This is a genomic window from Pseudomonas sp. JL27(2026), assembly GCF_056933555.1.
Genome location: NZ_CM167794.1, coordinates 34912 through 45009, shown reverse-complemented (window position 1 = coordinate 45009; position 10098 = coordinate 34912). Strand labels below are relative to the sequence as shown.

Annotated in this window: 14 protein-coding genes; 6 read left to right on the top strand and 8 right to left on the bottom strand. The window is 60.2% G+C overall.

Features of this window, described 5'->3' with window-relative positions; all coding sequences use genetic code 11:
- Window positions 1-83: 83 nt before the first annotated feature.
- The gene (locus AC1Z1G_RS00250) at window positions 84-371 is read right to left on the bottom strand and encodes a YheV family putative zinc ribbon protein (protein WP_483623914.1); all 288 of its coding nucleotides are present in this window, start codon (window positions 369-371) and stop codon (window positions 84-86) included.
- Window positions 368-2446, bottom strand: coding sequence for an oligopeptidase A (gene prlC / locus AC1Z1G_RS00245; protein ID WP_483623912.1), 2079 nt, complete (start codon window positions 2444-2446; stop codon window positions 368-370). The genes AC1Z1G_RS00250 and prlC overlap by 4 nt, the downstream gene beginning before the upstream one ends.
- Window positions 2447-2508: 62 nt before the next feature.
- Here prlC and AC1Z1G_RS00240 point away from each other — a divergent pair, with 62 nt between their 5' ends.
- Together AC1Z1G_RS00240 and AC1Z1G_RS00235 are read left to right on the top strand one after the other, a co-directional pair.
- A complete protein-coding gene (locus tag AC1Z1G_RS00240; protein ID WP_483623910.1) occupies window positions 2509-3054 on the top strand; it encodes a gamma carbonic anhydrase family protein in 546 nt (181 codons plus the stop codon).
- Window positions 3055-3073: 19 nt separating this feature from the next.
- Entirely contained in the window at window positions 3074-3724 is a 651-nt protein-coding gene (locus tag AC1Z1G_RS00235) for an HAD family hydrolase (RefSeq protein ID WP_483623908.1), read from the top strand.
- 150 nt (window positions 3725-3874) lie between these two features.
- Here the strand turns inward: AC1Z1G_RS00235 and AC1Z1G_RS00230 are convergent, their stop codons facing one another.
- The gene (locus tag AC1Z1G_RS00230) at window positions 3875-4951 is read right to left on the bottom strand and encodes an aminopeptidase (RefSeq protein WP_483623906.1); all 1077 of its coding nucleotides are present in this window, start codon (window positions 4949-4951) and stop codon (window positions 3875-3877) included.
- Window positions 4952-5010: 59 nt separating this feature from the next.
- Here AC1Z1G_RS00230 and AC1Z1G_RS00225 point away from each other — a divergent pair, with 59 nt between their 5' ends.
- Window positions 5011-5424: a PA0061/PA0062 family lipoprotein gene (locus AC1Z1G_RS00225; RefSeq protein ID WP_483623904.1), complete on the top strand. Its 414-nt coding sequence runs from the start codon at window positions 5011-5013 to the stop codon at window positions 5422-5424.
- A gap of 40 nt (window positions 5425-5464) precedes the next feature.
- Entirely contained in the window at window positions 5465-5884 is a 420-nt protein-coding gene (locus AC1Z1G_RS00220; RefSeq protein ID WP_483623902.1) for a PA0061/PA0062 family lipoprotein, read from the top strand.
- A 6-nt stretch (window positions 5885-5890) separates the two neighbouring features.
- Here AC1Z1G_RS00220 and AC1Z1G_RS00215 read toward each other — a convergent pair whose 3' ends face one another.
- Together AC1Z1G_RS00215 and AC1Z1G_RS00210 are read right to left on the bottom strand one after the other, a co-directional pair.
- Window positions 5891-6124, bottom strand: a complete 234-nt coding sequence (locus AC1Z1G_RS00215) for a DUF1161 domain-containing protein (protein WP_483623900.1) — start codon at window positions 6122-6124, stop codon at window positions 5891-5893.
- Window positions 6125-6373: 249 nt separating this feature from the next.
- A complete protein-coding gene (locus tag AC1Z1G_RS00210) occupies window positions 6374-6805 on the bottom strand; it encodes an OsmC family protein (protein ID WP_483623898.1) in 432 nt (143 codons plus the stop codon).
- A 241-nt stretch (window positions 6806-7046) separates the two neighbouring features.
- Between AC1Z1G_RS00210 and AC1Z1G_RS00205 the strand changes: the two genes are divergently transcribed.
- Window positions 7047-8048 carry an LLM class flavin-dependent oxidoreductase gene (locus AC1Z1G_RS00205; protein ID WP_483623896.1) on the top strand — a complete coding sequence of 334 codons (1002 nt, stop codon included), beginning with the start codon at window positions 7047-7049 and terminating at the stop codon, window positions 8046-8048.
- Window positions 8049-8110: 62 nt separating this feature from the next.
- Here AC1Z1G_RS00205 and AC1Z1G_RS00200 read toward each other — a convergent pair whose 3' ends face one another.
- Window positions 8111-8335 (bottom strand): DUF1161 domain-containing protein, encoded by a 225-nt coding sequence (locus AC1Z1G_RS00200; protein WP_483623894.1) that lies wholly within the window; start codon window positions 8333-8335, stop codon window positions 8111-8113.
- A gap of 133 nt (window positions 8336-8468) precedes the next feature.
- On the bottom strand, window positions 8469-8684 hold the full coding sequence (locus tag AC1Z1G_RS00195) for a dodecin (protein WP_029290270.1): 216 nt from the start codon (window positions 8682-8684) through the stop codon (window positions 8469-8471).
- A gap of 155 nt (window positions 8685-8839) precedes the next feature.
- On the opposite strand from AC1Z1G_RS00195, the gene AC1Z1G_RS00190 reads away from it, so the two are divergent.
- The gene (locus tag AC1Z1G_RS00190) at window positions 8840-9166 is read left to right on the top strand and encodes an ElaB/YgaM/YqjD family protein (RefSeq protein ID WP_347902975.1); all 327 of its coding nucleotides are present in this window, start codon (window positions 8840-8842) and stop codon (window positions 9164-9166) included.
- Here AC1Z1G_RS00190 and AC1Z1G_RS00185 read toward each other — a convergent pair.
- Window positions 9163-10053 carry a LysR family transcriptional regulator gene (locus AC1Z1G_RS00185; RefSeq protein ID WP_483623891.1) on the bottom strand — a complete coding sequence of 297 codons (891 nt, stop codon included), beginning with the start codon at window positions 10051-10053 and terminating at the stop codon, window positions 9163-9165. The two genes, AC1Z1G_RS00190 and AC1Z1G_RS00185, sit on opposite strands and share 4 nt — an antisense overlap.
- Between the last annotated feature and the right edge of the window lie 45 nt (window positions 10054-10098).

Below are 10098 nucleotides of genomic sequence, written 5' to 3'. Positions count from 1 at the left end.
AAAGGAAGAGCCGTGAGAGGGTGGTAGATAACTATCGCCTTCCCGTCATCGGACAGGAAGGCGAGCGTCATCGCGGTGGACGATCAGGCCTGATCGTCCGGCTTTTTCTTGAGCTTGGGGTTCGGGAAAAACTGCACCGCCTGCACCTTGGCATCCGGCACTTTCAGCGCAGAGGTATTGACCCGCGTGCCCAATTCCTTGGGCACGGACAGCCCTTGCTCGTTGAGCGTGTCGGAGTAACCGCAGGCCACGCATTCGCGGTGCGGCACGGAGTCCTCGCTCCACATCATCAACTTGTCCGGCTCACTGCACGCCGGGCAAACGGCCCCGGCGATAAAGCGTCTTTTGGTCATCACAGGCCCATCACTCATGCTACCGCGACCTCGTCGAGGCCACTGTGACGCAAGAGTGCGTCAATCGACGGCGCCCGTCCGCGGAAATCGACGAACAGCACCATCGGCTCCTGCGAACCGCCACGCGCCAGGATCGCTTCGCGAAATGCCCGACCGGTGGCAGCGTTGAGCACGCCTTCTTCCTCAAATTTGGAGAACGCATCGGCCGACAGCACTTCAGCCCATTTGTAGCTGTAGTAACCCGCCGCGTAACCGCCAGCGAAGATGTGCGCGAAGCTGTTAGGGAAGCGGTTGTAGGCCGGTGGGCGCATCACCGAGACTTCGTCGCGCACGCCTTCAAGCACTTGCAGCACACTGCGACCGTCACCGTGGGTGGCGTGCAGCTCGAAGTCGAACAGCGAGAACTCCAACTGACGCACCATCATCAGGCCGGACTGGAAGTTCTTCGCCGCGAGCATTTTTTGCAGCAGGTCCTGGGGCAGTGCCTCGCCGGTTTCGTAATGCCCGGAGATCAGCGCCAGGCCTTCCGGCTCCCAGCACCAGTTTTCCATGAACTGGCTCGGCAGCTCGACCGCATCCCAAGCCACGCCGTTGATGCCGGACACGCCAGCATGCTCGACGCGGGTCAGCAGGTGATGCAGGCCATGGCCGAATTCATGGAACAGGGTGGTGACTTCATCGTGAGTCAGCAGGGCAGGCTTGCCACTGTCGGCCGGGGTGAAGTTGCAGACCAGGTTGGCCACCGGGCTTTGCAGAACGCCCGCAGCGGTGCGGCGACGATCACGGGCGCCGTCCATCCAGGCCCCGCCCCGCTTGTTGGCACGGGCGTACAGGTCGAAGAAGAAGCGGCCGACGTGCTGGCCGTTTTCCTTGATTTCGAACAGGCGAACGTCCGGGTGCCAGGTGTCGAAACCGGTCTGCTCGGCAATTTCGATGCCGTACAACCGTTGAACGATGGCGAACAGGCCACTCAGCACTTTGTCGATCGGGAAGTACGCACGCAGCGCTTCCTGAGCGACGCTGTAGCGTTGTTCACGGAGTTTTTCGCCGTAGAAACCGCTGTCCCAGCTTTGCAGGTCCGGGCAACCTTGCTCGGCGGCGTAGGCCTTGAGCTGTTCCAGGTCCTGTGCGGCAAAGGGTTTGCTGCGCTTGGCCAGATCCCGCAGGAAGCTCAGCACCTGATCGCTGGACTCGGCCATTTTGGTGGCCAGGCTCAGCTCCGAGAAACTGGCGAAGCCCAAGAGTTTTGCCAGCTCCTGACGCAGGTCGAGGATTTCTTCCATCACCGGGCCGTTATCGTTCTGACCGGCGTTCGGGCCTTGGTCCGACGCACGGGTGCAGTAGGCGGCGTAGACTTCTTCGCGCAGCGCGCGGTCCTGGGCGTAGGTCATCACCGCGTAGTAGCTCGGGAACTCCAGGCTGATCAGCCAGCCTTCCAGGTCTTTGGCCTGGGCGGCGGCGGCCATTTGCGCCTTGGCCGAATCGGTCAGGCCGGCGAGGGCGGCTTCATCGGTGACGTGCTTGGTCCAGGCCTGGGTGGCGTCGAGCAATTGGTTGGAGAAGTGGCTGCCCAATTCCGACAGCTTGCTTTGCACCTCGGCGTAACGCTTTTGCTCAGCCGCAGGCAAATCGATACCCGACAGACGGAAGTCACGCAGTGCGTGTTCAAGAATGGTGTTTTGTGCCACGTCGAAACCGGCCGCTTCAGAGCTGTTTACCAAGGCTTCATAAGCCTGGAACAGTTCGCGGTTCTGGCCCATTTCAGTCGCGTAGGCGCTCAGTGCCGGCAGGCAGGACTCGTAAGCCTCACGCAGTTCGGCGCTGTTGCACACGGCATTGAGGTGGCTGACCGGGCTCCAGGCCGCGCCCAGGCGATCATTGAGTTCATCCATCGCCAGCACCAGGCCGGCCCAGGTAGGCTGTGCGCCCTGAGTCTTGAGGATCTCGGCAATGGCGGTGCGGTTGTCCGCGAGGATCTGCTCAATGGCAGGTTGTACGTGCTCAGCACGGATCGCCGAGAACGGCGGCAGGTCGTAGGGCTGCAAAAGAGGGTTGTTCACGCTCACGGTTGGCACCTTGGCTGGAAGAAACATGCGGCCATCTTAATTACAATCGACGCCAACCGCAGCTATCAGCAACAGAGAGAGAGCCTATCGTGTCCCTTCGCAAGTACCAGAACCACACCCCCACGCTTGGCAAAGGCGCCTTTGTCGACGGTTCGGCGGTGGTGATCGGCGACGTCGAAATAGGCTCCGACAGCTCGGTCTGGCCGCTGACGGTCATCCGCGGCGACATGCACCGCATCCGCATCGGCCAACGCACCAGCGTGCAGGATGGCTGCGTGCTGCACATCACCCACGCCGGCCCCTTCAACCCGGACGGCTTCCCGTTGCTGATCGGCGATGACGTGACCATCGCCCACAAAGTCATGCTGCACGGCTGCACCGTGGGCAACCGGGTCCTGATCGGCATGGGCAGCATCGTCATGGACGGTGCGGTGGTCGAAGATGACGTAATCATTGGCGCGGGCAGCCTGGTGCCACCGGGCAAACGCCTGGAAAGCGGTTTCCTCTATGTCGGCAGCCCGGTAAAACAGGTTCGTGCACTGACTGACAAGGAGCGGGCGTTTTTCACCTACAGCGCGGCCAATTACGTGAAACTCAAAAACCTGCATCTGGCCGAAGGCTACGACCAGCTCTGACTCTCATTCAGGAATGTTCATGCATTACCAGACCGTTTTATTCGACCTCGATGGCACCCTGACCGACCCGCGTGAGGGCATCACCCGTTCGATCCAGTACGCCTTGAGCAAACTGGGGATCGACGAACCCGACCTGAGCAAACTCGAACACTTCATCGGCCCGCCGCTGCTGCAAGCCTTCATGCAGTTCTACGACTTCGACGAGGCCAAGGCCTGGGAAGCGGTGAACTTCTACCGCGAGCGCTTCAAAGTCACCGGGCTGTATGAAAACCGCGTCTTCGACGGTGTCACGCCGCTGCTGGAAACCCTCGGCGGGCAAGGCCGACAGTTGTACATCGCGACGTCCAAGCCGTGGATCTACGCCCGGGAAATCGCCCGGCACTTTGGTTTTGATCGGCACTTCAAGGTGATCTACGGCAGTGAACTGGACGGCACGCGCACCGACAAAGTCGAGCTGATTGCTCATTTATTGAGCGAAGAACAGCTGGACCCGACCACCACACTGATGATCGGCGACCGCAAACACGACCTGATCGGTGCCCGCAGTAACGGGCTGGATGCGGCGGCGGTGGGTTATGGCTTTGGCAGCCACGAAGAATTGAACGCTGAAGCCCCGGCGTATCACTTCGAAACATTGGCCGAGTTACATCAGGCGTTTTTGCAGCGCTAGTTGCTGGTCTGCTTTTGTGGCGAGGGAGCTTGCTCCCGCTGGGGCGCGGAGCGGCCCGGAAGTCATGCGGCGCGGTTTTTCAGCTTGATCGCATCCGCAGGTTTACGGCTGCTGCGCAGCCGAGCGGGAGCAAGCTCCCTCGCCACAGGGTTACTTGTTTGCCAACGCCTTCAACGCTGCCTTGCGTTGTTCTACGGGCAACGCCCCCAGCTTCTCGACCGCCGCATAAAACCGCAGCCAGTCCCCGCCCGACTGTTTGAACATTTCGGCGAATGCCGGTACCCATTGGTCATACAACCCAAACGGCAGCAACCGGGCATTGTTCAGCGGGGCATTGACCCAGGCATCAAAACGCTTGTCGCCGGCCCATTGGCTGTCGCGCAGGGTTCGGTAGTCGCTGCGCAAACGTTCAAACTCGGCGGCTTTGCGCGCGCGCATCTGCTCGATTGGCAGGGGCTGGGTGTAAAGCTGTTCGAGCCGGACGCGGGTATCCAGCAGCAGTTGAATGAATTGATCACGCTGGTGCACCAGCGCCTTGCTGGCCGGTGGCAAACCGCGCGCCGTGCGCCATTGACGGGTGCCTTCCTGCTCGACGAAGGTGGCAAAGGACTCGTTGAAGGCCGTGTCGTCCTTCACATAAAACCGCTGATGCGCCAGCTCATGAAATATCAGCGTGGCCAGGCGCTCGTCGCCCCAGCTCATCATTGAACTCATGATGGGGTCATTGAACCAGCCCAGGGTCGAGTAGGCTTCGACCCCGCCAATCGACACGTCCATGCCCTGCTGGCGCTGCAACGCCGCCTCACCCCGCGCCGCACCCTGGCTGTAGTAACCGCGGTAGGCCACGCACCCGGCGACAGGGAAACAATGGTTGAGCGGCTTGAGTGAAAACTCCGGTGTGGCAAACACATTCCACACCACGAACGGCCGGCCTATGTCGGCGTACAGGCGATAGCTTTTGTTGTCCGGCAGGTGCAATTGCTGGCTGGCGAAGGTCCGGGCCTTTTGCGCTTGGACCAAATGGCCACGCAGAGTGGCGTCACGCGTCGGGTCGGCAATGACCTCGCTCACCGGCTCACGCGCCCGCAGCAACTGCCACTGCCCGCTGGCCAACTGGCTGTAATAGCTGACGCTGGTGCAACCGTTGAGCACCAAAAACACCACACCCGGAAACAAAACCCGCAAAACGCGATCAAGTAACCCATGGCTCCTACGCGGCCTATCCAAATCGAATCATCCTGTGAGTGTCTGATTGCAAGACTATCTCGCCTGTCTGGAGCTTCGCTATGCGCGCGTTAATGCTGACTACGGGGCTGCTGCTGGTGGCAGGCTGTGCCGGATTGCCCGCCCACGACCCGGCGCAAGCCTGGATCGACCTCAAGCACCACCCAGACACGACGCTGCTCGCACTGGAAGTCGACGATAAAACCGTGGCCGATGACCGCTACTTTGAAGTCCAACCCGGCAGCCACGCACTGAAGGTGCGCTACCAGTTCGCGGTGGAACCGACCAACATCGGCCCGGAGACAGAGCCGCTATGGCGCGATTGTCAGTTGAAGGTGCGCTTCGAGGCATTCAATGCAGGTGAGCGCTACCAATTGCATGCCGCCCACATTGGCTGGCGACCCTCGATCCGGCTCTACGATCAACAGCATAAGGTGGTGGGGCAAGGACAACCGGCCGGCTGCCAGCACAGTTGATCGGCGCTATGCTGAGCGCATGACCGCCCGGAAGATCATCATGCGCAAGACTCTGCTTTTACTCGCTGCCAGCTCACTCGCCGCCTGTGCGAGCCCGTTGCCGGACGTCAACCCGAACATGGCCTGGGTCGACTTCGCCATGCCGACACCCGGTGGCAAAGTGCTGATGGCCGAGCGCCTGGACAATAAGCCGCAACGTGACGGGCGGTTTTTCCAGGTCACGCCTGGCAGCCATGAACTGACGGTTCGTTTCGACTTCGAAATCTTCGGCGGTGGCCTGGCCATGAACACCGACCCGCAGGAACGGCTGTGCTACATGACCCTGCGCTACGACCACTTCGAGGAGGGCCAGCGTTATCGTCTTGAAGCCCGCTCACTGTCCTTCACCCCGAGCGCCCGGCTGTACAACGCCAAACGTGAAATCGTCGCCGAAGAACGGCAGATCAACTGTGTACCCTAAGGCGAATTATCTGTCGTTCTTCTGGTAGATGATTTTCCTGGTGCCGTTTTCGCAGGTGCCGACCACCATGTTCTGATCGTGCACTTCATCATTGGTAACGATCTCCAGGGTGTAGGAAGTAACGCCCTGGGCCTGGATCTTGGCTTCGATCTCGGCCTTGAGTTCTTCACACGGCTTTGGCGCCGCCAAGGCCGAGGTGGCCAGTGCACTGCAGATAATCGCCAAGGCAAAACGTTTCATGGTTGAAGCTCCCTTGAGGCAGCGCGCACAGTCATGCGCTGAAGCTGCTGTCACTTATTCGACCACAGTTTTGCGAAGCGAGTTCTGACATCGCTCACAACCCTCATGTTTAGCCGTGGGGATTGTGTCGCTGACAAGGTAGCTCTCGCGAGCAGGCTCGCCCCCACATTTGAAATGCATTCCAATTATGGGAGCGAGCCTGCTCGCGAAGGCGCCAGTGCATTCAGCGCCTGATCAAACCTGAAAAAATCAGCTTACCAACGTGGCGTCCAAGCTGATTCTGGCGTTCAGCACCTTGGAAACCGGGCAGCCCTCTTTGGCTTTTTTGCTCAGTTCTTCGAATTGCTGCTGAGTTGCACCGGGAATTTTGGCCTTGAGAATCAGGTGCACGGCGGTGATCGCAAAACCACCGTCAACCTGATCCAGCGTGACCTCGGCCTGAGTGTCGATGCGGTCGGCCTTGAGGCCGGCATCGCCAAGAATCATCGAAAAGGCCATGGAGAAACAGCCAGCATGGGCCGCGCCGATCAGTTCCTCAGGGTTGGTGCCCTTGCCGCCTTCGAATCGGGCCTTGAAGCCGTAGGGCGCGTCCCGGAGTACGCCGGTTTCGGTGGAAATCGAGCCAATACCGGTTTTCAGATCACCTTCCCAATGCGCCGATGCTTTCTTCTTGATGCTCATCTGTGCCTCCTCGAGATCCGGCGCGAAGGGTCGCGCCTTCATGGTTTTCGGTTGCTAAGGGTTCTGAGGATAGAAGGCCGGGCAAAGTTCACCTTCTCGGATCAGACCGCTTATCGGGTAGGCAAATTCAGGTCTGCTATTGAAACTCGGGTATATGCCCACATTGCATAGAACACGCTTACGCATTCGGCAGGTTTTCGTTCGTGAGAAAAGCCTGCGTACCCTTTGGAGAAGCAGGCTTATGAAACCACTGTCCGATATCAAGTTCTCGACCCTGGACCTTGTACCCGTTCGCGAGAACGGCAGCCCCGCGCAGTCGCTGCGCAACTCGCTGGACCTGGCGCAGCACGTCGAGAAGTGGGGCTACAACCGCTTCTGGGTGGCCGAACACCACAACATGGATGGCATTGCCAGCTCCGCGACCTCCGTGCTCCTCGGTTACCTGGCCGGTGGCACGTCGAACATTCGTGTCGGCTCCGGCGGCGTGATGTTGCCCAACCATGCGCCCCTGGTGATCGCTGAGCAGTTCGGCACACTGGAAAGCCTTTATCCCGGCCGGATTGACCTCGGCCTGGGCCGTGCGCCTGGTTCCGACCAGATGACCGCCCGTGCCTTGCGCCGCGAACGCTCCGGCAGCGCCGATGATTTCCCCGAAGACGTCGCCGAACTGATGCGCTACCTCGGCCCACGCACACCCGACCAGCGAGTCATCGCCATGCCCGGCACTGGCACCCAGGTGCCGGTCTGGCTGCTGGGCTCCAGCCTGTTCAGCGCGCAACTGGCTGGGGAACGCGGTTTGCCTTACGCCTTTGCCTCACATTTCGCACCGCGTTACATGCACGAAGCGATTCGGGTGTATCGCAATCACTTCAAGCCTTCAGCCGTGCTGGATAAACCCTACGTGATGCTCGGCGTCCCGCTGGTCGCTGCCGATACCGACGAACAGGCCGATTACCTGGCGACGTCGGTCTACCAACGGATTCTCGCGCTGATGCGCGGCCAAAGCCTGGTCCAGCGCCCTCCGGTGAAATCCATGGAAGGCCTGTGGTTGCCTCACGAGAAGCAAGCTGTGGGCGATTTCCTGGGGCTGGCGATGGTCGGCAGCCCGGCGAAAATTCGCGCAAAACTGGAGGTGCTGATCGAGCAGACCGGTGCCGACGAGTTGATCTTCACCTGCGATTTGTACGAACACGCCGACCGCCTGCATTCCTACGAGCTGCTGGCACAGGTCATGAAGGGCTGACCCTCAAACCGCGCCCATAAAAAAGCCGACGCCAAGGCGTCGGCTTTTGCGTCTGCAAGGGATCAGCCGCGTTTGTAGACGATTACCTTTTTGCCCGCGTCGCACTTGCCGACCACTTTACCGCCTGCTGCCGCGCCTTTATCGACGATTTCCAGCGAATAGTGTTTGGTACCCTTTGCGTCGATTTTCGCTGCGATTTCGCTTTTCAGCTCTTCGCAGGGTTTGCCTGCCGCAAGGGCCGTTCCCGCAATGCTTAACAAACCTACCGCTAAAATAAATTTCTTCATCGGTCACATTCCCTGGTCGGATCAAAAGAGGGTCAGCGTAAGCACTTGAGCGTCTGGCACCCAAGAGGATGTAGCGCTTTGCCATTTCCTATGGCAATCGGCCAGCGTACAAGTTCAGAAGCCTAGCTCAAGCTCAGCTATTGGCAATCCGGAAACCGACTTTAAGCGTCACCTGGAAGTGCGCGGCCTTGCCGTCCTTGATGTGCCCGCGGGTTTCGGTGACCTCGAACCACTCCAAGTGCTTGATGCTCTTGCTGGCCTCGGCCAGGGCGTTGTTGATGGCGTCTTCAATGCTGGTGGGGGACGAGCCAACCAGTTCGACTTTCTTGTAAGTGTGATGGTCAGTCATGGCGTTCTCCTTGAGTACTGATTACAGCCTAGCAGTGATTTTTCTCATGACTTGAGGCAGCTGCTCCGACTGCCTATTCAGATTTACTGCACTTTCCAGAAGCGCTGGAGTCCCAATCAACACACGCTACTCATCAACAATGCAGGAGAGCCACCATGGCCAACACCTCGTTACGCAAAGCCTCATTGCAAAGCATGGAAGCCGAGATCGAGAGTCTGCTCAAGTCGTTGGAAAGCCTGAAAGACGATGCCTCGGACGAGTCGCGCAAAACCCTCAAGGCCCTGAAAAGCAACGCCGAAAACGCGCTGAGACACTCGCGTCACCTGCTCAGCGATGCGTACGAAGAAGTCAAAGTCAAAACCCGTGAAACCGGGATCGCCACCCGCGATTACGCCCAGGAACACCCATGGACCACGGCCGGTGTAGCGGTCGGTGCGCTGGGCTTGCTGGCTGCGTACTTGCTGTGCAAACGCGGCGACTAGACCTGACGCAGCTCATTTTTCAGCCACTGCGCCAACTGCCGAGCGCGCCCGTCCGCGGCGCGCTTGGGTAGCCACAACGCCAGTTGCGCCGGGGTTTCGCAAAAACCCCACGGCGCGACCAGGCGTCCAGCCTTCACGTCTTCGGCCACCAGCGGCTGCGGGGCAATCGCCACGCCCAGCCCGGCCACTGCGGCTTCCAGCAAGTAATACAAATGCTCGAAACCCTGCCCGAACTTCAACGCTTTGGCGTCCAGACCGCTTTGCTGCGCCCAACTGGGCCAGGCTTGCGGCCGCGAGGTGGTGTGTAACAAGGGCTCGTTGAGCAGCGCCGCTGCTGGCGCCGCACGCAGGCGTTCAAACCCGCCAAAGCGTGGGCTGAGCACCGGGCCGATGCGTTCGCTGGCCAATTCATAGACGTGCATGTCCGCAGGCCACGGCGGCTCGGCAAACACCAGCAAAGCATCCAGCCCTGGCCGACGCGGGTCGAGATCACCTTCGCCAGCCGACAGGTGCAAGCGCAAATCCGGCAGGTCGGCATTCAGCCGGCCCAGGCGCGGGATGAACCAGCGCGCCAACAGGCTGCCCGAGCAGCCGAGCACGAACGGCGCGTCGGCGGTGTTCTGGGTCAACTCGGCGCACACGGTGCGCAAACGCTCGAAGGCATCGCTGCTGGCATCGCGCAAACGCACACCGGCATCTGTGAGTTTCAGGCCGCGTCCATCCTTGCTGAACAGGCTCACGCCCAAGTGCGCTTCCAGGGCTTTCAACTGGCGGCTGACTGCTCCATGGGTCACGTGCAATTGCTCGGCGGCTTGACTGACGCTGTTCAAGCGGGCAGTGGCCTCAAAGGCGCGCAGGGCGTTCAGCGGGGGAAGGTCGTGGCTCATGGGATCTGTGAGTTTTCCTGACAGGTTGCAGCGATCTTATCGGTT

Excerpts from the sequence above, each read along its gene's own strand:
- AC1Z1G_RS00250 (WP_483623914.1), bottom strand. The coding sequence starts at position 371 with ATGAGTGATGGGCCTGTGATGACCAAAAGACGCTTTATCGCCGGGGCC.
- prlC (WP_483623912.1), bottom strand. The coding sequence starts at position 2,446 with ATGTTTCTTCCAGCCAAGGTGCCAACCGTGAGCGTGAACAACCCTCTT.
- AC1Z1G_RS00235 (WP_483623908.1), top strand. The coding sequence starts at position 3,074 with ATGCATTACCAGACCGTTTTATTCGACCTCGATGGCACCCTGACCGAC.
- AC1Z1G_RS00225 (WP_483623904.1), top strand. The coding sequence starts at position 5,011 with ATGCGCGCGTTAATGCTGACTACGGGGCTGCTGCTGGTGGCAGGCTGT.
- AC1Z1G_RS00220 (WP_483623902.1), top strand. The coding sequence starts at position 5,465 with ATGCGCAAGACTCTGCTTTTACTCGCTGCCAGCTCACTCGCCGCCTGT.
- AC1Z1G_RS00215 (WP_483623900.1), bottom strand. The coding sequence starts at position 6,124 with ATGAAACGTTTTGCCTTGGCGATTATCTGCAGTGCACTGGCCACCTCG.
- AC1Z1G_RS00210 (WP_483623898.1), bottom strand. The coding sequence starts at position 6,805 with ATGAGCATCAAGAAGAAAGCATCGGCGCATTGGGAAGGTGATCTGAAA.
- AC1Z1G_RS00205 (WP_483623896.1), top strand. The coding sequence starts at position 7,047 with ATGAAACCACTGTCCGATATCAAGTTCTCGACCCTGGACCTTGTACCC.
- AC1Z1G_RS00200 (WP_483623894.1), bottom strand. The coding sequence starts at position 8,335 with ATGAAGAAATTTATTTTAGCGGTAGGTTTGTTAAGCATTGCGGGAACG.
- AC1Z1G_RS00195 (WP_029290270.1), bottom strand. The coding sequence starts at position 8,684 with ATGACTGACCATCACACTTACAAGAAAGTCGAACTGGTTGGCTCGTCC.
- AC1Z1G_RS00190 (WP_347902975.1), top strand. The coding sequence starts at position 8,840 with ATGGCCAACACCTCGTTACGCAAAGCCTCATTGCAAAGCATGGAAGCC.
- AC1Z1G_RS00185 (WP_483623891.1), bottom strand. The coding sequence starts at position 10,053 with ATGAGCCACGACCTTCCCCCGCTGAACGCCCTGCGCGCCTTTGAGGCC.